Origin of the sequence: Streptomyces marianii (assembly GCF_005795905.1) — a bacterium.
Taxonomy (GTDB): Bacteria; Actinomycetota; Actinomycetes; order Streptomycetales; family Streptomycetaceae; genus Streptomyces; species Streptomyces marianii.
This window is the reverse complement of sequence record NZ_VAWE01000004.1, coordinates 36,938-56,906: the sequence shown is the minus strand read 5'-3', so window position 1 is coordinate 56,906 and position 19,969 is coordinate 36,938. Positions and strand designations below refer to the sequence as shown.

Here is a 19,969-nt window from a genome sequence, read left to right as displayed (position 1 = left end):
ACTTGTAGTAGTAGACCAGCACTCTTATCCCCCCGACAGGGCGGCGCGGACCGGTGAACCGTTGCCCGTGTCGCCCGCTTGTACGTCCTCGTGTTGGTCGACGAGCCAGGACCCGCCCTCTTCGACCAGGCGCAGCGCGCGGCGCTTGGTGGTGGCGGCCTTGTCGGGCCACTTCACGGTGTAGGTGATCAGTACGCCGTACCCGGCCGGGTGGTCGTCGACCGCGGAGACCTTGACGACGTCCGAGGCCGAGACGGGGCCGGTGTCGGCGCGGTCGGGTCCGGTGGGCGTGCTGGACTCGATCGGTGCGGGCGTCGAGCCGTCGGCGTACGTCGGCGGCGAGACCGACGGCGAGGGACTGCTCGACTCCTCGGCCGGGTCGGTCGCGGGGTCGTCCGGGGTGTTCCGGTCGGCGCACTCCTCGACCGTGCCGTCACGGAGCCGGTCCGTGCTCAGGCCGCAAGCGGCCTTCCAGTCAAGGCGGTTGGCGGCCTCCTGGTAGTCCTTGGCCACCTTCAACAGGGCGTCATCGGCGGCGGCCTGGCTGCTGCTGGGGTCGCTGCCCTTGTTCCCGTCGTCGTCTCCGGACGAGGAGCACCCGGCGAGGGCGAGGATGCCGGCGGTCATCACGGCGGCCGTCGTCCTGCGCATCATGCGTCCACCTTTTCCATGCTCACGTGGTCGTCGGCCGTCTGCTGGGCCGCCTTGGGCGAGGTGTCGAGGAGGGTCAAGAGTTCGGCGCTCGGTACGTCCCACTGGACGGTGGCGCAGGCGAAACGGCGGTCACGGATCACGCTGTGACCGTGGCGGATCTCCCCATCGGGCAGGAGACCGACGGACTGAATCAGGGCCCGGGTGTGGGCGTCCTTGGGCAGGCTGAGGAGCTCGGCCAACGCGTTCTGTTGCTCGCGGGTCGTCAACTGGAACCCGGCCACGGTGGTGAGCTGTTCAAGGACGCCGACCATTGACACGAGCGACTCGGGGTCCTGCGTGTCCAACAGGAGCGACGTCGCGAGGGCCCTCCCCACTCGGGCGACGTACTGGAGGAAGCTCGATCCTTCCCGCGTCGCGGTGAGGACGTGGACCTCCGGGACGGCAACGACCTTGCGCAGGCCGCGCAGGTCTCGGCGGCCCGCCGTGGTGATACCGAACGCCAACATCGAGTGCATGAGCGCCACGGACAGGCGTTTCATGGGCGTCCAGTCGCGGCGGGACTCCTCGGGCTGCGGCAGGGAGAGGCCGGGCATCTGCACGACGAAGATCCCCGGTTCCGGGGAGATCGGCGATCCGGCGCCGGTCGGGCGGCCCATGAACGGGGCGCCCAAGGCGTTCTGCGACAGCTCATAGAGGGCATCGCCCGCCTTGCGGCCGAGCTCGTCGTCCATGGTCCGCAGGTGCTCGATCACCTTCCACGTGGCGGGCTCGCCCTGGGCGATGACCTCGTTCACGGCGCGGGTGATCGGGGTCTCGGCGCCCGCCTCCCGGAGCCACTCGGGGATGGCAATGGAGAGCTGCGCCGGCACTTCGCCGCGGGCGACGTCGACACCCTCGGACGCCAGGAGGGTGAACAGGTCACAGGCTCCCGCGAAACGCGGGCCGGTCTCGATCAGGTGCGCGTTCAGGCCGTAGCGGCGGGCTGCGGTGACGAGGCCGCCGAGGTCGCCTTTGAAGTCGAGCGCCAGGGCGTACGAGCCGCGGAACCCGGCATCGAGGAGGCTCAACATCATGGCCGTGGTCTTGCCTCGTCCGGACCGGCCGACGAACGCCGTCGTCGTCGCGTCGCCCCGGTCGCTGCCCGCGGTCACGTCGTTGCGAAACACCCCGGGCGTGCTGCCCGTGAGGTACCCGACGATCGGGCCGTGATCATCGCCGACCTTGGCGCCGCCCCACCACCAGGAGCCCGACAGGGCGGTGACGTCCCGGGTGTGGCCGAGGTCAGGCACGCGCAGTTGGTCGCCCGGCTGCATTTCGAGCCAGAGCTCGCGCTGTTCCTCCTCGCCGACGTTGACCTCGATACCGAGGCCGCCATAGTGCGTGATCACGGCATCGACGCGGGCCCGGAGGTCTTCGAGGGACGTCTCGCTCGTCACGATCAGCCGCGGGTGATCCTCGACGAGGGTCACGTCCTCACGCCGCATGTCGCGGGTGAGCTCGGCCATGACGTCTTCCGTCTCCTCGATGTCCCGGCCGGGGTCCTCGGCGGACGCCCTGGCGGCGCTCCGGCGCTGTTCCTTGGCCAACCGGCGGGCCTCGTCCACCTTTTTGAGCGCGTCGCGCTTCGGCATGACGCGGAACCGGACGGACGCCTCGGGTGAGACGGGTTGGATGAGTGCGGCCGGGTCGAGGTCGGGGTCGAGACTGTCCTCGTCCACGTCGGGCACGTAGTTGATCTCGGAGAGCACTCGCAACCACTCGCCGTTGCCCGGGGATTCCATCTGTTCGGGGAACCCGGACATCGTCAGCACGGACACCCAGGCCGCCACGTCGCCGTGGGCGTCGACCACCCGCAGGTGGTCGGGGTGGGGCAGGATGCGGCCCCGGGTGAGGGCGGCGAGCTTGGCGCCCGTGATGACGCCGGCACTGGCGGCCGGGAGCGGCGCGGCCCGGTGCTGCTCGCGGTTGATCATCCATGCGAGCATCTCGACGGAAGCGGGCTGCGCCTTCCACGGGGAGGACTCCAGCCGTCGACCGAGGCGGCGCATCTGGGCATCGAGACGGGTCAGTTCGCGGGAACCCACGGTCGAGGAGCTGAGGCCGAGGCCGCCCTCGACGCCCCGGCGGCTGAGCTTCTGCGCCTGCCCGGCGCGCTCGGTCAGCCGTACGCCGAGGAGGAGGTGACGCGAGGGCAAGGCGATCTGTTCGAGGCGGCCGACGCGGATCTGTGCCCACTCCTGCCAGTCCCCCGCGGTGAACATCTCGGCGGCCTCGGCGGCGTAGTCGGCTGCGTGCAGCGGGGACCACAGCACCCGCAGTTGGCAGTCATGCCCGGCGAGGGTCCGGGCGAGGGCGGAGTTCGCGGCGTCGAGCTCGCCGTCCCGCGCGGTCTCACTCATCAGGTCGGTGTTCGAGGAGGCGAGGACGTACCACGCCTCTGTGTGGCTCTCCGTGATCACGAGACCGTCGGCGAGGGCGACGTACTGCGGCGGCATCGCCGAGCGGTCACCGCCCACACCGAGAAACGTTCCAAGCCTCTGTAGCACCTTCACGACGACTTCCCCCTGTGCTGCTTCATTGCTTTGCGGCCGTACGCCTTGACCACGGCATCCGGGCCGTACAGGCGCGGGCGCGCGGCGAGTCGGATCGGGGCGCCGGCACCGGTCGGGACGGACTCCTCGGCGCCGAGCCATCGCTCGACGAGAGGCCCGAGCGGCGACTCGGCGAGGATCTCGGCCTTACGGGACCAGCGGGCGCGGCGGCTGATCCACTCGGCTCGGGTGGCCGCGCGGCGTCCGCCGCAGATGATCGGACGGTGGCCGAGGACGAGGTACCGGATGCCGATGCTCCATCGGGTGATGTTCCATCGGCGCTCGACTATCCGTGACCGCTGCGTGCCGTAGACGGTGGTGATCAGCGGGGGCAGGAAGTAGAGCGTGAATGTGATCTTGCTGGGCAGGCCGAACAGGAGCAACAGGGTTCCGGTCCACAGCGCGTAGAGCGAAAGACCCAGGACGAGGGCGCGGCGCGGCGCCCCTTCTCCCAGGTCCATCCCGAGCAACTCGTGTTGCTTGGTCTCCAGGTCGAAACTGCGGGTGTAGGTGTGTCCGAGGCGCATCAGGCGGACCCCGAGACCTTGCCCCAGACGTCTTCCAGGAAGGTTTGGACCGTATCCGGGGCCCAGATGATGGCGCCGACGAACACGGCGGCCACGGCGAGCGTGATCATTTCGCCCCACTCCTTTTTGAGGAAGTGCCCAAGCGCCCTGATCGCGAGGAACGCAGCGAAGAGGTTCCCGACGACGATCAGAATCCAGTCTTTGAGCTCCGCCCCGGTGGTGAGTGCGGCGAGTTCAACGAGGCGGTGCGGTTCCACAGGTTCCCCCTTGTGCATGAATGGGCAGGCTAGCCAGGAGTTATGACGGATGCTCATGGTTTATGAGCTGGGGACATGCGCGGGTCAGGCCGACCCGCCGCGGACGTCGTCGACCTGCCAACGGTGGGCGTCCGACGACGACACACGCGTGATGGTCACGCGGTAGACCTGCTCGACCTTGGCGCCGCCGAGGGACCAGGAGACAAGAGCGGTCCCGGTGCGGCTGTCGCCGCTGCCGGCGTCGGCGGACCAGGAGACGAGCCCCCCGTACTCGACCCCGGCCGGGAGCGCCGGAACGCTCGCGCCGGGCGCGGTGACGGCGTCGGTGTCGCCCTCGGCGTACGCCGCAAAGAACTTGTCGACGGCGGACTCGGTCTGTGTGCTCAGCTCGGGATCGGTCTTGGTCGTGGGCAGTTCCGGGGCGTTGGGGCCGCTCTTGGGGATGCCGACGAGGCCGGGCCGACCGGTGACGACGACGCGTCCGGACGTCTCGACGACCGGCACGTCTAGGCCGATCCACCGGGCCGGTTCCTCGGCCGGGGCCGTCGCCTTCTTGCCCTTCTTGGCGGGCTCCGCCTCGGCCACGGGCCGGATCAGGACGTCAACCCGTACGCGGGCCTGGTCGTTGCTGCTCTCGGTCACGGCGCCCGGCTGGACGGCGAGGACGTCCTGACGGCCGTTTCCGTCCCATCCCATGGTCGTGTCGGAGTTGGCGGGCAGGACGGACGCGAGGAGCTGCGCGCGTTCATCCTTCTTGGCCTCGTCCCATCCGAGGTAGGCGCGGGCGAAGCGGGCGGCGACGAGCTGCGCCTCCTCGTCGGGGTAGGTCGCCTCGGCCTTCACGGTGGGGGCCTTGGGCGCTTCCACCTTCGGCGGGATGAACCACGCCCGCACTCCGGTGACGGCGGCGAGGATGAGCACGAACCAGACCAGGCCGCGGCCGAGGCGGCGCACGAACACGGCGCCCGACCGTTCGTCCTGCGGTGTCCACGGCGTGCCCGAGGCGGCGGTCGTCGGCGCGGGCCGGGCGGCGGCCGGGGCCTTTCCGTTGGCGGTCTGCTGCCTCAGCTCGGCGCCCGCGGACTCCCACGGGTTCACCGGCCGGGGTGCCGCCTCGCCCTGCTGGGGGACACCGGCCGCCGGTTTCCCGGCCGCCCCGCTCTGCCCGGATGGCTCCGGCAGACCCATGACTTTCCGGGCGATGGTTCCTAGCGACACCACTCCCCGTAACCTCCCCCGCATCTAGCCCCACTTGGGCACATGTGGTCACACCTTGATCGACCATATGCCGCGCCCGATCACAGCGTCAAAGAAGTTGGTAACGGCCTCGGGCAGGTTGTGGCTTGGCTGTGACATCGCGCGCCACGGAGGTGATCAAGGACGGCTAAAGTGCCGCCCCACGAGCACAACGAGACGGGGGAGCCAGAGGGGTGCGCATACGCCGTGAGCGGCTGCGACACCTGCGCAGGAAGCGCGGGATGACGCAAAGTCAATTGGCCACCGCTTTGGGATGTTCCCGGGGCGCTGTATCCACGTGGGAAACGACCGGCCGACTCCCCCGCCCCAATCGGCTGCAACTCCTCGCGAACGTCCTCGGCGTTCCCGTATCCGAGTTGATAGAGGAAGGTGAATCCCTCTCCCTGCACTCTCTCCGTCTCGCAGCGGGAATGCTCCAAAAGGATGTTGCTCGCATACTCAAGGTCACGAAATCGACGTACTGCAAGGTCGAGCGGGGACGCCAGAACGTTCCTTCCCGATGGTTCCCGATTCTCGCCAGGACGTTTGGAGTTCCGGCGGAGTCGTTCGGGACGTCGGCGACACCTTGCCCGCTACAAGAATCGGCGGGGGCGCCGGGTGATGACCCGGACGCCCCCGCCGATTCCCTTACCCGCCCCTACCGAGGGGCCTCGTAGTAGGTTTTCCACTCCTCGGCGCAACGCCGCTGGATTTCATCGATACACGTCCCGGCACCGGCATACAGAATGACGCCGCACGGGTCGGGTTCATCGCGAACCGAGATCATCCGGAACAGGTTCTCGGCATGATCGGCGATTGCGTCGATGAGGCCGTTTGCGCGGTCGTTGTCGACGGGCGGAATAGGCCATCGCATGTGCCACCCAGTGCCGACGAGGACGGGGGTAATGTCGGCGTACTCCACGGACGCGTACGCCCGAATCCGTCCGTGGACGAGGTCCACCGAAACGAAAGCGGCCTTTCCTTCTTTGAGGTCCGACTCTCCCTGTGCGAGGTACTGACGGGTGATTTCTTTTGCCTCGGCGGGATCAGCCATTCGGGGCGCCCTCGGTTTCCTTGTCGGCCTCGGCCGCCTTGCGGGGTGCCGGGGTGTTGTTCTTCTCCTGCCATGCGTGCCATTCCGCAAGCCAGGTCTTGAGTTCCTCCTCACTATAAAAGGACGTCTGCCCGTCGGTGATGCCTTCCGGCGCCTTGATCCCGCGCTTTTCGCCGCGCTTGAAATAGGTCCGGATCGTGGCCGCCTTATAGGGGATGATGCCGCGCTCGAACGCGACGGCGAGGCTGTACGTCTCGACGAGGGCCTCGTCCTGGTCCTCGGCCTCGGCGGGCACGAGCTCGGCGCCGGCGCCTGTCGCGCCTGCTGTCGTGCCCCCTGTCGTGAGTGCTGCTGTCGTGTGCTGTGAGCTGGGCGAACCCCCGGTGATCCCCCCAGCGGCAGCGGAGCCGACAGAGGGGAGCGACGGCGGCCCGTACTTGCCGCCGGGAAGGAACGCGCCCGTCGCCGCGGTCTGGTTCACCTCGTCGAGGAGTTCGGGGGTAATCCACGGCGCCATTTCCCCCGCGTCGAACCAGGCCGGGGCCGGGGCGCACTGCGCCAGGAGCTTTGCCACGTCGGGCGTGATGTAGGACGGCTGAATCTCCCGGACGTACAGGTAATCGGCCTCGGGGTCCTGCCGATTGTCGGCGAAAGCGCCACGCCCCGGGATTTCCGTGTCGTATTTGAGAACCGGTGTGCTCTGCCCGAAGGCAACGCCCCAACTGACGCGGTCCTGATGGCCGACGGCGATCCTGGTCCCGATCTGGGCGCGCTCCATCGTTCCACCGAAAAACGTGTTGGCGAACTGCTGCGTTCCAACGACGACACGGTGATTCGAGGAGCGGCCTTGCAGGAGGATAATCGAGAGCCAGTTAAGGAACGGCGGGGTTCCCTTCCCCTTGAGGCCGTAACGCCACCATGTGTAAGCGAGCTTGATCAACGTCGGGAGCTCATCCACAACGAGCGTGCGGGGAACAAGGGCGGCGCGTAGGGCGGGATCGGCTCCCTTTTCGATTGCGGCCTCGGCCGCCATCATCGACGTGAGGAACTCCCCGAACGCCGCGATACATGCCCGCACGGTCTTGTGAACGCGAACGCCGGAAAACCCTTCCGCTTCGGCGAGGCTGTTCCTCTTCGTGTCGAGAATGTCGATCAGTTCGCCGTTCTGACGGCCATGTACGACAGGGATGTAAAGAACTGTCGACTTACCCGAACCGGTGCCACCGGCCACGCCCCAATGAGGCGTAGCGGTCTGCGTCTGAACGACCGCGTCAACGAGGTAATCGCCTTGAATGGCGAGGCCGACAAAGACGCTGCGCGGGTCTCCCGTGGATTTCCACGGGACGTAGTCCGGAAGGACCGGCCTCGGTACGGGCTTCGGCTTGGGAGTCCACCGGACGTAATGCTCCTTGCCGGTGCGCTCCCATTGGGGCACCCATTCACCGGGAACCCGCTCCTCAATGATGCGCTCAATTGCGGTGACGGCCTCGGGGCCGCCGATCCAACTCGCGGGAACACGCAGCACGATTCGGGCGTCCTCGGCCCGGACGTCGTCGGGAACGGCGAGCCACCGGGAGCGCGGTTCCTTGTCCTCCAAACGGAGGATCTGACGCGCCGCTACCCACACACCGGGCCCGTAGATTTGTCCATCTGTCCACACGGGCCGGACGCGCCACCACCCGAGTCCGGCGGGACTGGTGAGGGCGGCGGCAAAGACGGCCAACGCGAGTGCGATAAGCGCGAGTTCCAGCTCGGCGGGGAATCGCCACCATGCCCACGCGAGGACGATCGGCGACAGGCGGACCGCCGAGCGGGCGGCGCGCGGCCATCGGTGCCAGACACCCAGCACGCGCCACAGGCCCGCGAGGGCGCCGAACAGGAGGCGGAACGGGGCGGCGATGACGTGCAGGGCACGGCGGACCTTGGACGGCTTGTCGAGCGACACGGCGGCCGGGGCGCCCGGGTCGGCGCCGAGCTGCTCGACGGGGGTCTCGGTGGCCCGGTCGTCGGGCAACGGTGCGCCCGCCGTCCACCACGTTGCCTCGCTGCGGGGTTCGCCGACGAGCTCGCGCCCGCTGACGTACCGGCCGATGCCGGCGGCGGCGTTGCCGAAGAACTGCTCGATGCTCCGGTTGAACTTCTCGCGGTCCGCCGGGGTGCCCTGGTTGGCGAGCACCGCAACGACGATCATCCCGGCCAACAGGCCGCCCCCGCCGAGGCCGAGCGCGCCGCCGGGTAGTCCGTCGACGAGGTCCCTCGGGTTCGGTAGGGCTTCCACGCTTCCCCCTCTCTGTGCCGCACGCCCGGCGGGGCGTGCCCTAGTGATCCTCGCGCACGGCCACGGCCGGACGCCGTGGGGTTTCCCGTGACGCTATCGGGGAGCTCGCACGTGCCCGTTTCACACTTCAGTGATCACAATGACTTCCGGGAGAGGTGACTCGTTGCCCAGGTGTGCACCACCGTGACGCCGCTCCGTGGAGGGCCTGAGATGTCAGAACCGGAGTACGTCCCCTATGTCCCCGACCGGCCGTGTCCGCGGTGTCATGGGCTGCTCGATTTCCCCTGTCGATCCAGCGTTGAGGCGGACTGGAACATCTGTGTGGCCTGCGGAATCGACGAGACCGAGCGTGAACGCGCCAGCCTGCCACCCATTCCGTTCCATGACTGGCCGGTACGACTGGAGTGATCAGGCAGGCCCGGCGCCGCGCTGGGGTGCGCTCGCGCCCCAGCGGGGTGAGGCTGGGCGGGTGAGCATCCGAAGTGAGCACCCGGTGAGTGCTGAACAGGTCTATGCGGCCCTGGTTGCCCTGGGGGCCGAGCCTGTGCTCGACCCCGAGCTGTGGCCGCAGGGCCCGCAGGAGGAGGACCGCCGGCGGCTGCTCGGGGTCCTGCTGGCACAGGTCGAGCTGGAGATCACCGCCGCCATGCGGCTGGACAACGACCAGGACGAGGCCGAGGTGTTGCTCGGCTGGGCCGGACAGGTGGGACCCGATTCCGCCCTGTCGGCAAACGTGCTGGTCAATCGACTGCACCGAACCGGGGTTCAGTTCATGGGGCTCGATGAGGAGGAGACCCTCCCCGGCCGCGCGGCGTCGGCTATGGCCGTGGTGGCGGCTGCGGACACGTTCGGCGCTCACCTCCACTTCCAGGACGGTGACGTAGAGGGGGTGCGGCGAGCCCTCGGCCGGGCCGAGGCGAGCCTCATCGAGGTACAGCGGAACATGCACGACATCCGTGTTGCCATCGGCGACGCACAAGAAGAACCGGACGAGCAGGAAAGCCCCGGTGACCGGAATGACGGGGGCTGTCGTCTTCGGCACTTCGAGCGGTCATCTGTGACCAGCGGCGCTGCATGTGAGGGTGGTATCCGGCTGTACTGAAGTTCACTGGGGGCGGGCTGTTGCGTATGCGGCAGAGGATCTTGCGGTTGCCCTAGAGTCGGGGCGCGGGTTTCCCGGTGGCTGTCTCGCCGCCGGGTTTTCGTGTTCTCTGGGCGGAGTTGGATCTTGCGGAACGTGCGTTTGCCGAACCGAAATGCGGCGGGGGCCGTCCCCCGGATCGGGTGGGCGGCTCGCGTCCGGGAAGCCGGGGCACCGCTCACGATCCGGCCGTACCGGTTGCACTTCACCGCCCGCGTCCTGTCGTGGACCGGCTCGGCCGTCAGCCCGATTGCCCTCGCGTTCGCGGTGCTGCACATCGGAGGGGGAGCGGGCGCGCTCGGCCTGGTCCTCGCGGCAAGCGTCGCGCCGCAGATCCTTCTACTCCTGGTGGGCGGCGTCGTCGCCGACCGGCTTCCGCGCGCCCGGGTCATGGTGTGGTCGAACGTGGTGTGTGCCGTGGCCGAGGGCCTCGCCGCGGCGCTGCTGTGGTCCGGTGCGGCCCGGGTGTGGCATCTGGTGCTCATGTCCGGGATCTGTGGCGTGGCGGCGGCGTTCTTCACCCCGGCCGCGGGCGGCATCGTGAAAGAAGTGGTGCCGGCCGAGGCGCGGCACGCGGCGAACGCGCTCCTGAAGATCGCGCAGAACCTCGTCAAGGTCGGCGGCCCGGCGCTCGGCGGTGTCCTCGTCGCCGCGTTCGGGTCGGCCTGGGCCATCGGATGGGACGCGGCCACGTTCGCGGCCTCTGCCCTCCTGTTCGCGCGGATCGACCTCAAGCCGGGGCCGGTGAAGGTGAAGACGGGGTTCCTGGCCGATCTGCGGGACGGCTGGACCGACTTCCGGTCCCGCCGCTGGCTGTGGGTGATGGTCGTACAAGGCGCGCTCGTCGTGCCGGTGTGGCTGGTCGGGTATCAGCTCCTCGGCCCGGTCTACGGTGCGCGGTTCCTCGGCGGTGCGGGAATGTGGGGCCTGGTGGTCTCCGGGTTCACGGGCGGACTGGTGGCCGGGGCCGCCGTGGCTCTGGTGTGGCGGCCCCGGCTGGTTGGCCGGGTGGTGTGCGCCGGTACCGGGTCTCTGGCCCTGCCGCTCGCGGCGATGGCCGCCGCCGCGCCGCTGCCGGTGCTCGTCGCCGCGACGGCGGCGGCCGGTGCGGGGCTCGCGGTCAGCATGACCGTGTGGTCTGGCCTGGTTCAGGAACGCATCCCGGCGGACCGGCTGAGCCGGGCACTGTCGTACTCGACGCTCGGGCAGCTCGTTCCCGTGCCGTTCGGCTATCTCCTGGCCGGGCCGGTCTCCCGTGCCGTCGGGGTCCGTGCCACCCTCGCGGGCGGCGCCCTGGTGATCGTCCTCGCTGCCGTGGTGCCGCTGCTGATCCGTCAGGTTCGCGCCCTGGCCATGGCCGCCGGGCATCCCTCGCAAGAGCCGGTGCCCGAGGGCACGGCCGCCGTGTCCGTCCGAGCGCCGAGGTAGAACGCTCGGGCCACCTCGACCGCCCCGCCGAAGTCACGGAATGCGCGGTCGCGGGCCGCCGCGTCCAGTACCGGCCGCCCCGCGCACGCCGGGAGGTTCCACCGGGTGATGAGGTGTCGGCCGATCCGGTCGGCGGACAGTCGGGCGGTGGTGTGCCGGGGGTCGGCCGCCTCGACGGCCGCGTTCACGGCGTACGCCTTGGCGATGTCCTCGGCCGTCGGCAAGGAGTCGTCGACCAGGTCCCCGGCCTCGGCGCGGCTCGACGGCCACACCGACCAGGCGCCATCCAGCCGGGCCGAGCGGACCATGATCCTGAGCAGTGCCTCGCCCGGGGGGAGGGCCCGCAGTTCGGCCGGGGCGAGCCAATGGGCGAGTTGCTGCCGGGACATGGCGGCCACGTCGACCCCCTCGGCCGCGGCGGTACGCAGCGCGGCGGCCTCGATGCCGTCCGGGCCGGTGTCCTCTCCCGCGATGGCGGACAGGACCCGGGCCCGCCACCGGGCGGGGAACCCGTCGTCGTAGAGCTGTTGGTGTTGCAGCACCGCGAGGAACGGCACGCCGCCGGGGCCGGGACGGTGGGCCGCCGTCCAGTACCGCACGTGCGATGTCCGCCACGCCTCCCCCGCCCACGCCTGCGCCCCGTCCTCGGGTGCCGGCGGGCCGCCCTCGGCAACCAGGACGAGCGCGCGTTCCGCATCCTCGGCCTTGACGTCGTACGTGTTCCGGCGGCGCCACCCGTCGACCGCGGCGAACGCGGCCCCCGCGCCCTCCTCGCGGGCCCGGTGGGCGAGCGCGGCCCATGTGCGGCGGGTGTAGGGCAGCGCGCGGGCGAGCCGTTCGAGCGTGGCGGCGTCGGCTTCGCTGATCTGCCCGGCCGCGGCGCACCGGACCAGGGCGGCCCGGATGTTCACCAGGGCCTCGGACACCGGCTGTCCCTCGGGGGTGTGCAGAACGGAAACCTCGTCGTCGGCGTCGAGCACCCCGGCCGCCAGGTCCTCGAAGACGCGCCCGACACCGGTCATGCCGTACGGCGCGAGCTCGGCGGCCCGCAGTGCGCCCATGCTCGCCGCGCCGACCACCCGCACGCCCTCGGCCAGCAACAACAGGATCTCTTTGTGTCGCACGGGTGCGCTCTGGTGCCACACCCCGTCAATGATCACGACCGTATCGCCGGGCGCGGTGTCGAGGCGTAACAGGTCACCGTGCCCGATCGGTGGATGGGACACCGCGTCGGGCAGGAGCTCGCGGACGCGGGCGGCCGGGAGGGTCGGGCCCGAGAAGACATGGACGGTACGGCTCATGCGGCGGCCTCCTGTCGAGGGCGGGGGATGACGTGCCGGGAGTCGTACCGAAGGCTCGGCGCAACCACCTTGACCACCGAGAACACCCCGTTCGCGTACGGGCCGTGTGTCAGGTCGACGACCAGGGGGGCCGTGCCGGTCACGCTCGCGATGCGGGCGGCCAGGTGCCCGGCCTCGCGCTCGTCGGTGTCGAATCCGGCAGTGAACTGGGCGGCGAGCTGTCCCCAGTCGGCGCCCGGCTCGGCCGCGGCGGCGGGGCCGCGGTGTCCGGCCTCCCGGTAGGTGGCCGGGTGGACGTCCTCGCGGCTTCCGGTGATCGCGGTCAGCCGGGACTGTGCGGCCTCGGTGATCGCCCGCGACAGGGCGACGTGCGGTTCGAGGTGTGCCCCGGACCCGGAGACCAGTAGCGCGGGCTGGTCCTCGCGCCACAGATAGGCGCTCATCACCGGCACCCCGAAACGGCTCGGCAGGTGCCACAACTCCAGCCATGCGCGGGCCTGGTGGACGCGCTCGATCAGTTCCGCGCAGTGCGGATCGGCCACGCTTCCCGGGTCGATGCGCACCGGGCGGCCCTCGGGCGCGGGGCTGGTCAGGTTGCTGACGGCGTCTCGTTCGATCACCTCGCACAGCGCGTGAGTGATGGCCTCGGCCGCCGTGTTGCCGGACGCGAGTCCGTTGGTGGACGCGCTCGGCAGATGCAGCCGCCACCGGTCGTGAGCCTCTCGGCCGAGCCGTACGCAAGCGGCCGGCACCGGCACGGGGGTGCCGTCGACCGCCGAGCGGGCCGTGATCCAGTCCAGCACCGTGCGGGCGGTGAGCAGAGATCCGGGGTGGGTCTCCAGCGCGGTCACCGGATACGGCAGGCGCAGGGCCTCGGCCGGGGCCCGCTCGACTGGCGCGGGTACGGCGCGCTCGCCGTGCCACGCCTCGACGGCTTCCAGCGCGCCGGACACGCGGGCGGCGTCCAGTGACGCCCCTTTGCCCTGCGCGACGCTCAGCGTGCGGGCCAGGGGCCGCACGGCCATGGTGACGGGGATACCGAGGTCGTCGAGCCCGGTCACGTCGGCAACGCGGGTGATGCCGTAGGCCGTCAGTAGTGGGCGCAGCTCGGCCCACGTCTCGCCGGGGTGGCGGGTGCGGTGGGTACCGGTGAAGAACGCTTTTCGCATGGGCGTCTCTCCTCTCGGGGACGACGAGGCCCGGCCGTCGGACGCGGGGAGGCGTCCGACGGCCGGGCCGGTCAGCTACCGACTACCGGCCCGCCGGTCAGACGGTCGGGTAGGTGTGGGTGTCGGGGAACGCGGAGTCGGGAACGGCCGGGTCGCCGCCGCTGTTCTGCGGCATGGCGCCGTCGGCGTGCAGTTCGGCGATGAAGTCGGCCGGGTCCGCCGGCACGACGGTGGTCACGATCTCGGGCATGGGTTCCTCCTCGGAACTCGTAGCGGTTGCTGCTACACCGAAAGGTCGGTGAAGCAGACGGTGACCAGCACCTCGCGCGATTGGCTGTCGAGCGGGGCACGCCAGTGGGGAATCCGGGACCCGTCGAATCCGGTCAGGTTCCGGTACTGCACGGGAAACGCGTCGCCGTCCGGGTACGGCGTATCGGCGAGCCGCTCGACCACTTCCTCGGTCGTCAGCCATCGCAGGTTCGGCAGCCACCCCATGGAGCCGAGGCCGGGCGTCAGGGCGGCGCTGAACGTGATCTCGCACTTCCCGTCGTCGCGGTGAACGTGCATGTAGTCGCCGGGGTTGTAGAACTTGAAGCCGAAGCGGATCGCGGTCATGCTCCGCGCGCCGGTCGCCTCGGCCGCCACGTCCGCGAGCGTCTTGGACTGCGCGAGGGCCCGCAGCGCCGCCGCGCCGGGGTGGACCTTGCAGCGCTGCGGGGAGGTGATGCTCCCGTCCCTCATCGCCAGGAGGCCCGGCCGCTGGTTGTGCCGGTCGACCGCGACGGCTTCCAGCCGTCCGGCCTCCTCGGCGAGCTCGTCCCAGAGCCCCGCCTCGATGACGTCGGCCGGCACGTCCGCGCGGCCCTCGGCGAGCCACGTCCGCCGTAGCGTCGTGCCGTCCATCACAGGTCCATGAACGACATGGTCACGAGGAGGCCCGCCTCGACCGGGAGCGGGGGCCGCCAGTGCGCGAAGTGGTACCCGGCGAACGCCCGTACCGAGCCGTCGTTGTAGGGGTGATCGAGCGTCGTGAACTCCTCCCCTACCGGGAAGATTCCGAACTCGGCAACAGTGTTCGCGAGTTGGCGGCCGTCCGGGTGGCGGAGGTGCGGCGCCCACCCCATCGGCGGGAGGTCCGGCGTCAGGGCGATACCGACCGTGACCGTGCTTTTCGAAGAGTCGGTGTGGAGCCCCTGAAAGTCACCCTTGCGGTAGAGCACGACGGCCCCGCCGCGGGGAATCAGGCGCGGGATGCCGGTCGCTTCCCGAAGCGCCTTCAGTAGCGGTTTGTCGTACGCGAGTTCTTCGAGCACCGGGCCCGGCGGGATGAAACCGCAGTGAACCGGCGTCGCGAACGAGCCGTCGCGGTGGGCGGCGGTGTGGGTGTGCACGTGCGGCGTGACCAGGTCGAGCCGTCCGGCCGACTCCTCTTCCAGGGCTTTGAAGCGGTCCGGCGGCAGCACGTCGGGCAGTACAACCGTGCCCGTCTCCTCCCAAGCGGTGCGGGCCGGGAGCCGTTCCGCGAGCGCGCTGGTGTCCATGATCCCTCCGGGGTCTCGGCGGTCGGTGGCCGCCGCCCGGCGCCATGGTTCCCGGCCCCCGAGCGGCTGACGGAGAGTCAACTCCCGCTCGCAGCACGCTTCTAGGGCCGGTGCCGGGGCTAGGGTTGAAACCCTTGAATTTCCGGGGGAGGGACAGTCATGCCCGACCGCACACGGAACATCGCTCTCTTATGCCTCATCCGTGAAACCGGATGGGCGAACGCGAAGTTCGCCCGCCAGGTCAACGCCGTGGGAACCGAGATGCGGCTCGGCCTCCGGTACGACGCAACGGCGGTGTCGCACTGGTTACGCGGCACTATCCCCCGGCCCCCGGCACAGGCGGCGATCCTCGAATGCCTGTCCCGGCGGCTGGGCCGGACCATCACCAGCTCGGCCGCCGGATTCGGAGCCGACACCCCCGCGCCCGACCAGGCCGACACCGTGGCCGCCCTTATCGACCTGTGGAGTGCAGATATGGACCCCTCCCGCCGGGCGGTGCTCGGCGCCGTCGGTCTCTACTCGGTCACCCTCGCCGTTCCCGAGTGGGACGTCGTCGACCGCGCACGGCGAGCCCAGACCATCCCCGGGACACGGATCGGCCCCAACGAGGTAGCCACCGTGACCGCCATGTCCGCCCGCCTCGCCGACCTCGACGACGAGTTCGGCGGTAGCCACGTCCGCCCGCTCGCCTCGGCCTTCCTCGGTAACACGGTGGCCCGGTACCTCAAGTGCAGCGCTTCCGAGGAGACCCGGCGGGCGATGTGCTCGGCCGCCGCCGATCTCGCCTACCTCACCGGCTGGATGGCGATGGACGCCAACGCACACGGCCTTGCCCAGCGGTACTACATGCAGGCCCTACGGCTCGCCGGGGAGGGGTCGGACCACCTCACCTACTGCACGGCACTGCGCGGCATGAGCGTGCAAGCCGTCGGCCTCGGTCACGGACGGACCGCGCTTCAGTACGCCGACGCTGCGGCAGCCGCGGCCCCGGCCGCCGGTCCCCGCTTGCGGGCCTTCCTGGTCGGCCAGCAGGCGCACGCCTCGGCGGCCGTCGGTGCTCGGGACGACGCCAAACGGCAACTCAGGGAGGCCGAGACCGCCCTCGAAAAGGCCACGTCACGATCAGGGACCGTCGCCGGATACCACCCGGCCGCCCTGCACTACCACACCAGTCACGTCCTGCACGAGCTCGGCGACCTCGGCGGCTCGATCGCCGCTATGGAAGAGTCCAACCGGTGCCGGCCGCAGACCGAGCGCCGCGCGCGGGCCCGCTCGACGGCCCTCCTCGCCGAGCGACAGTTCGAGTACGGCCACCTCGAAGCGGCGTGCGCGACGTGGGGTGTGTTCCTTGACGACTACCAACACGTCAGCTCGGCCCGCTGTGACGACCACTTCGCCACCCTGCGGAGCTCGGTCCGGCAGCACCCAGGAAACAAGATCGCTCAGGCGCTCGGCGAACGGGCACGGACGCTCACCACCGCCGTACGACGGCCCTAACCCGGAACAGCTCCCACCTGACGACTGATCCGGCACCAGCACACCGCGCCCGTCCCTGCGAGGCCGGGCACGGTGCGAGGGGGCGATGCCGCTACCCTCGACACGAACGGGCCGACCCGAAGTATTCACCACTTCGGGGCGGCCCGTTCTCATGTGCGTGACCCGGTCACACGTGGTACGTCGTCCCCCAGCGCATCGCGCCGCGCTCGTAGCAGTCGCGCACGTGCTCGGCGGTCCGTTGCTGATCGCCCCCGGGGGCCAGGGGGTTGAACAGGACTAAGACCCGGATAGGCCCGCCGTTGTCGGCCACGTCGAGCCACGACCGCGCCGCGGGTACGCACAGGCTGTACTCGTCGGCGTAGTTGAGCCACGGCATACCCTGCCGTATCCGGATGCGATGGCCGATGTACGGCGGGTGTTCGTCGTGTGGTCCGAGATCCATCGCGGCGGCGAACGCCTGCATGCCCTCGCGGATACTCTCGTCGGTCTCGTGTGCGAGTCGGGGCGGAGCGTGGAAGGCAAGCAGGTTGGCCACGGTGAACGCGTCGGTTTGATGGATGCCGGTTGCAAGTCGGATGCCCGCGACGAACCCAGGGCCGGGAGGCGAGTCGGTTTGGGACACGGTGGTCACGATGCCTTTACCTCCGCCCAAACGATCTTTCCAAACGGGCGGTCGCGGACACCCCAGGTTGCGAGGGCGTCCACGATGAACATTCCACGGCCCCGCTGACGCTCTACGGACTCCGGGCGGAAACGGGGTTCGGCACGTCGGGTGTCGTGTACCTCGATACTGACGTTGTCGGGGCCGTGGCCGAGCTCAACGAGTACAGAGTCACCTGGTTCCGTGCCGTACCGGATGGCGTTGGTGACGACCTCAGAGACGACGAGTAACACGTCGTCGCACAGGTCGCTGCGGATCTGGTGAAACTCGATGTACTCCTTCGCGAAGTCGCGGGCCTCCTTGACTGATTGCTCGACTGCGTCGAGGACCATCCGGGGCGGGGGGCCCACGAGGGCCCCAGTGTCGTGCGGTGCGGTCATGGTTCTGGTCACCTCTCGCCCTCCGGGGCCACCGGGGACGGGTAGGCCGCGGGCAGGTTGGCGAGGGGCTGGGGCGTCTTGTGCCGCTCGCAGGGGTCAGGGGTCTCACGGGCGCAGACGAGCAGCCGCGCCGAGGGCCGAACGTGTATGAACGTGCCGTCGACCGCGAAGGTGATGATGGCGATGCCGGCGTGTAGCCGTTCGTCGAGGACTTCGGAGACCTCACGCCACTCGTTGTTGTCACACACGACGGCACCGGCCGTGACGCGGTGCGCGCAGGTGAAGCCAAGGAACGCGTATCCGGGGAGAGTGAGGGCCGTCATGCGGGCTCTCCGATGGGGTCGAGCGGTGCAGGCTCGCCACCGGCCAGCAGGCGGGACAGCTCTCCGAGTAGCTGCTCGGAATCGGTGCCGGACAGCACGAGGTGCGCCTCGGTGGTCCCTTGGCCGTCCGTGATGCGTAAGGGAATGAAGAAGCGGCCGGCTTGTGTGCGGCCCAACGGTTTGTCAGGCACCCGCTCAACGCGGTACCCGATCTGACTGTTTGCGGTCATCGTGCCCCCTCGACTCGTCGATGTGGCAAGGGAGTTCACCACTGGCCAGACCGTAGGGGGCGCAAGAGCAGGCACCCCGGAAAAAGTTCCGGGGTGCCTTTATTCCGGGGTTGCCGATCAGCCAGCGAGGACGCCGACATGCGCGGCGTGGTCACGCAACTCGGCCCGGTAAGCAGGGCGTTCCCGCTTCAACAGGTCACGGACGGCCTCGCGCACCAAGGGGAAGAACTTGACCTCTTCGGGTGAGGTCTTGCGAATGCGTCCGATCATGTAGAGCGTCGCATAGTCGTCCTGCTTCAACCGGTTGGCGTTCATCACCTCGACCAGGTACCGCGTGCGCCGTTCGAGTGGGAGCACCGGGCTATCCGGCTCGATGGTGTCGGCGAGGCGTAGCGCCTCGGCGGCGTCGCCTTCCTCCCCAGCGAGGTGTACCCCGTGCATGGCGACGTTGGTCGGACCGAATGCCGTACGCCAGTCGTTACGGTCGACGCCGGCGCGGCGTGCGACGTGGTCAGCATCGTGGAGTAGGTCCCACGCGGCCGACGGCCGGTTGTCGCGCATGGTGGCGACGGCGGCGGCGAGGTGCAAGGCGCCATGAACAGACAGCAGTTCGGGGGAGGCGTCGTCACCCGGCTCGGTGACCTCCATAGCCGAACGGGCGAGGTCTGCGGACTCGGCCACGTCTCCCGTGCTGGTGAGCACGAGGGCCATGTTCCACGCGGATGCGCCGAGTAGCACCGGGTCGCCGGTCTGGTCGGCGAGCTGTAGCGCTCGGTCCGCGGCCACGCGGGAAAGAGTCGGTTCGCCAACACGGCGTAGAAACACCTGCAACAGGTGATAGAGGCTGATCACGGCGCGGGCGACCGTGCCCTCGTCGTCGGGAGTGGCGTTGCGAGCGGCGTAGTGCGCTTCGGCAAGCAGCGTCGGCAACTGCGGCCCGACGACCGCGTACCGATTGACGTCGTACTCGTACGCGTGCCACGCCTCGCCGACGCGCTGTGTCAGCTCGTCCGGAGTCAGGGGGTCCCCGGGCAGATCGGCGCCCAGGCGTGAAGAGATCGTGTTGAGTGCTCGGCGGATCGCTGGCACCGACTCGTGTTCGGGTGAGCCGTTCGGGGCCAGTGCGATACTCCGACCCGTCAGTTCGGCGAGTTCCCGTATGTCGAGGACGCGGGCGATTTCGAGCAGTACAGACAGCTTGTCTACGGGGATGACTCCCCGCTCAACCTTGCTTACCCAGTCTTCCGAGCGGCCGATCAGGCCACCTAGCGCGGCCTGCGAAAGCCCTTTGCGCTGGCGGTACAGCTTGATTCGGTCGCCGGTGGTGAGTTCACGCGAGTAGGTGTTCACCGGCACCCCTTATGGGTCGTGACGACGCGGGACTACACCCAGAGTACGCGGATTGCAACAGTGCGACGCCAGGGCAACAGAACGCCCCCCAGGAAGGAATGAGTCCCGTATCGTCACCGCGGGCCCCTTGCGATTTGAGCACCAGGGCGCCCGCCGTTCCTCGCATCTCACTCGCTCTATGAGGTCTGCGCATGTTCCGTGAGCTGGGGACATAGGGACCCACAACGCGATGGTGTGCGTGTCCTGCCGCTGCCGACAGCGGAGCGGCAGGGACCGACACGGAGCCGGTTACGGCCGGGGCGGCGAGTCCGTCACACCCGCCGAACTACGGAGCACCCCGCCCCCTGTTGA

The 19,969-nt window shown here is 69.7% G+C and carries 21 protein-coding genes; 4 read left to right on the top strand and 17 right to left on the bottom strand.

All coding sequences use genetic code 11. The features are described from left to right. Positions 1–24: 24 nt before the first annotated feature. The 5 genes from FEF34_RS40380 to FEF34_RS40360 all read right to left on the bottom strand — a co-directional run bounded on the left by FEF34_RS40380 (position 25) and on the right by FEF34_RS40360 (position 5,247). Entirely contained in the window at positions 25–654 is a 630-nt protein-coding gene (locus FEF34_RS40380; RefSeq protein ID WP_138058442.1) for a hypothetical protein, read from the bottom strand. Further along, positions 651–3,206 (bottom strand): ATP-binding protein, encoded by a 2,556-nt coding sequence (locus tag FEF34_RS40375; RefSeq protein ID WP_138058440.1) that lies wholly within the window; start codon positions 3,204–3,206, stop codon positions 651–653. Before FEF34_RS40375 ends, FEF34_RS40380 begins: the two co-directional genes overlap by 4 nt. Beyond that, a complete protein-coding gene (locus tag FEF34_RS40370; protein ID WP_138058438.1) occupies positions 3,203–3,772 on the bottom strand; it encodes a hypothetical protein in 570 nt (189 codons plus the stop codon). The genes FEF34_RS40375 and FEF34_RS40370 overlap by 4 nt, the downstream gene beginning before the upstream one ends. Continuing rightward, the gene (locus FEF34_RS40365; protein ID WP_138058437.1) at positions 3,772–4,047 is read right to left on the bottom strand and encodes a hypothetical protein; all 276 of its coding nucleotides are present in this window, start codon (positions 4,045–4,047) and stop codon (positions 3,772–3,774) included. The genes FEF34_RS40370 and FEF34_RS40365 overlap by 1 nt, the downstream gene beginning before the upstream one ends. Positions 4,048–4,113: 66 nt before the next feature. Continuing rightward, entirely contained in the window at positions 4,114–5,247 is a 1,134-nt protein-coding gene (locus tag FEF34_RS40360; protein ID WP_171053413.1) for a conjugal transfer protein, read from the bottom strand. A 212-nt stretch (positions 5,248–5,459) separates the two neighbouring features. Here FEF34_RS40360 and FEF34_RS44440 point away from each other — a divergent pair, with 212 nt between their 5' ends. Continuing rightward, a complete protein-coding gene (locus FEF34_RS44440; RefSeq protein ID WP_407698381.1) occupies positions 5,460–5,942 on the top strand; it encodes a helix-turn-helix domain-containing protein in 483 nt (160 codons plus the stop codon). On the opposite strand, the gene FEF34_RS40350 is transcribed toward FEF34_RS44440, so the two are convergent. Together FEF34_RS40350 and FEF34_RS40345 are read right to left on the bottom strand one after the other, a co-directional pair. Further along, on the bottom strand, positions 5,924–6,319 hold the full coding sequence (locus FEF34_RS40350) for a hypothetical protein (RefSeq protein WP_138058433.1): 396 nt from the start codon (positions 6,317–6,319) through the stop codon (positions 5,924–5,926). The genes FEF34_RS44440 and FEF34_RS40350 overlap by 19 nt on opposite strands. Beyond that, positions 6,312–8,597, bottom strand: a complete 2,286-nt coding sequence (locus FEF34_RS40345; RefSeq protein WP_138058432.1) for a type IV secretory system conjugative DNA transfer family protein — start codon at positions 8,595–8,597, stop codon at positions 6,312–6,314. Before FEF34_RS40345 ends, FEF34_RS40350 begins: the two co-directional genes overlap by 8 nt. 493 nt (positions 8,598–9,090) lie before the next feature. Between FEF34_RS40345 and FEF34_RS40340 the strand changes: the two genes are divergently transcribed. Together FEF34_RS40340 and FEF34_RS40335 are read left to right on the top strand one after the other, a co-directional pair. Next, entirely contained in the window at positions 9,091–9,699 is a 609-nt protein-coding gene (locus FEF34_RS40340) for a hypothetical protein (protein ID WP_138058431.1), read from the top strand. 237 nt (positions 9,700–9,936) lie between these two features. Next, the gene (locus FEF34_RS40335) at positions 9,937–11,166 is read left to right on the top strand and encodes an MFS transporter (RefSeq protein ID WP_234043368.1); all 1,230 of its coding nucleotides are present in this window, start codon (positions 9,937–9,939) and stop codon (positions 11,164–11,166) included. Here FEF34_RS40335 and FEF34_RS40330 read toward each other — a convergent pair. The 5 genes from FEF34_RS40330 to FEF34_RS40315 form a co-directional block, all read right to left on the bottom strand. Next, a complete protein-coding gene (locus FEF34_RS40330) occupies positions 11,073–12,467 on the bottom strand; it encodes a TfuA-like protein (protein ID WP_138058430.1) in 1,395 nt (464 codons plus the stop codon). The two genes, FEF34_RS40335 and FEF34_RS40330, sit on opposite strands and share 94 nt — an antisense overlap. Continuing rightward, entirely contained in the window at positions 12,464–13,636 is a 1,173-nt protein-coding gene (locus tag FEF34_RS40325) for a YcaO-like family protein (protein ID WP_138058429.1), read from the bottom strand. Before FEF34_RS40325 ends, FEF34_RS40330 begins: the two co-directional genes overlap by 4 nt. 97 nt (positions 13,637–13,733) lie before the next feature. Then, the gene (locus FEF34_RS41850) at positions 13,734–13,886 is read right to left on the bottom strand and encodes a hypothetical protein (protein WP_171053412.1); all 153 of its coding nucleotides are present in this window, start codon (positions 13,884–13,886) and stop codon (positions 13,734–13,736) included. Between the two features lie 32 nt (positions 13,887–13,918). Further along, positions 13,919–14,539, bottom strand: a complete 621-nt coding sequence (locus tag FEF34_RS40320; protein ID WP_138058428.1) for a hypothetical protein — start codon at positions 14,537–14,539, stop codon at positions 13,919–13,921. Beyond that, positions 14,539–15,177, bottom strand: coding sequence for a hypothetical protein (locus FEF34_RS40315; protein ID WP_138058427.1), 639 nt, complete (start codon positions 15,175–15,177; stop codon positions 14,539–14,541). Before FEF34_RS40315 ends, FEF34_RS40320 begins: the two co-directional genes overlap by 1 nt. A gap of 159 nt (positions 15,178–15,336) precedes the next feature. On the opposite strand from FEF34_RS40315, the gene FEF34_RS40310 reads away from it, so the two are divergent. Further along, a complete protein-coding gene (locus tag FEF34_RS40310; RefSeq protein ID WP_138058426.1) occupies positions 15,337–16,674 on the top strand; it encodes a tetratricopeptide repeat protein in 1,338 nt (445 codons plus the stop codon). A gap of 166 nt (positions 16,675–16,840) precedes the next feature. Here FEF34_RS40310 and FEF34_RS40305 read toward each other — a convergent pair whose 3' ends face one another. The 5 genes from FEF34_RS40305 to FEF34_RS40285 all read right to left on the bottom strand — a co-directional run bounded on the left by FEF34_RS40305 (position 16,841) and on the right by FEF34_RS40285 (position 19,618). After that, entirely contained in the window at positions 16,841–17,296 is a 456-nt protein-coding gene (locus FEF34_RS40305) for a hypothetical protein (protein ID WP_234043367.1), read from the bottom strand. A 5-nt stretch (positions 17,297–17,301) separates the two neighbouring features. Then, a complete protein-coding gene (locus tag FEF34_RS40300; RefSeq protein ID WP_138058424.1) occupies positions 17,302–17,715 on the bottom strand; it encodes an ATP-binding protein in 414 nt (137 codons plus the stop codon). 8 nt (positions 17,716–17,723) lie between these two features. Next, the gene (locus FEF34_RS40295; protein WP_138058423.1) at positions 17,724–18,038 is read right to left on the bottom strand and encodes a hypothetical protein; all 315 of its coding nucleotides are present in this window, start codon (positions 18,036–18,038) and stop codon (positions 17,724–17,726) included. Beyond that, complete coding sequence (locus tag FEF34_RS40290; protein ID WP_138058422.1) at positions 18,035–18,268, bottom strand: hypothetical protein; 234 nt, start codon at positions 18,266–18,268, stop codon at positions 18,035–18,037. Before FEF34_RS40290 ends, FEF34_RS40295 begins: the two co-directional genes overlap by 4 nt. Before the next feature lie 117 nt (positions 18,269–18,385). Further along, positions 18,386–19,618: a helix-turn-helix domain-containing protein gene (locus FEF34_RS40285; protein ID WP_325063683.1), complete on the bottom strand. Its 1,233-nt coding sequence runs from the start codon at positions 19,616–19,618 to the stop codon at positions 18,386–18,388. Positions 19,619–19,969: the final 351 nt, after the last annotated feature.

Excerpts from the sequence above, each read along its gene's own strand:
- FEF34_RS40380 (WP_138058442.1), bottom strand. The coding sequence starts at position 654 with ATGATGCGCAGGACGACGGCCGCCGTGATGACCGCCGGCATCCTCGCC.
- FEF34_RS40370 (WP_138058438.1), bottom strand. The coding sequence starts at position 3,772 with ATGCGCCTCGGACACACCTACACCCGCAGTTTCGACCTGGAGACCAAG.
- FEF34_RS40365 (WP_138058437.1), bottom strand. The coding sequence starts at position 4,047 with ATGCACAAGGGGGAACCTGTGGAACCGCACCGCCTCGTTGAACTCGCC.
- FEF34_RS40350 (WP_138058433.1), bottom strand. The coding sequence starts at position 6,319 with ATGGCTGATCCCGCCGAGGCAAAAGAAATCACCCGTCAGTACCTCGCA.
- FEF34_RS40330 (WP_138058430.1), bottom strand. The coding sequence starts at position 12,467 with ATGAGCCGTACCGTCCATGTCTTCTCGGGCCCGACCCTCCCGGCCGCC.
- FEF34_RS40325 (WP_138058429.1), bottom strand. The coding sequence starts at position 13,636 with ATGCGAAAAGCGTTCTTCACCGGTACCCACCGCACCCGCCACCCCGGC.
- FEF34_RS41850 (WP_171053412.1), bottom strand. The coding sequence starts at position 13,886 with ATGCCCGAGATCGTGACCACCGTCGTGCCGGCGGACCCGGCCGACTTC.
- FEF34_RS40320 (WP_138058428.1), bottom strand. The coding sequence starts at position 14,539 with ATGGACGGCACGACGCTACGGCGGACGTGGCTCGCCGAGGGCCGCGCG.
- FEF34_RS40315 (WP_138058427.1), bottom strand. The coding sequence starts at position 15,177 with ATGGACACCAGCGCGCTCGCGGAACGGCTCCCGGCCCGCACCGCTTGG.
- FEF34_RS40310 (WP_138058426.1), top strand. The coding sequence starts at position 15,337 with ATGCCCGACCGCACACGGAACATCGCTCTCTTATGCCTCATCCGTGAA.
- FEF34_RS40300 (WP_138058424.1), bottom strand. The coding sequence starts at position 17,715 with ATGACCGCACCGCACGACACTGGGGCCCTCGTGGGCCCCCCGCCCCGG.
- FEF34_RS40295 (WP_138058423.1), bottom strand. The coding sequence starts at position 18,038 with ATGACGGCCCTCACTCTCCCCGGATACGCGTTCCTTGGCTTCACCTGC.
- FEF34_RS40290 (WP_138058422.1), bottom strand. The coding sequence starts at position 18,268 with ATGACCGCAAACAGTCAGATCGGGTACCGCGTTGAGCGGGTGCCTGAC.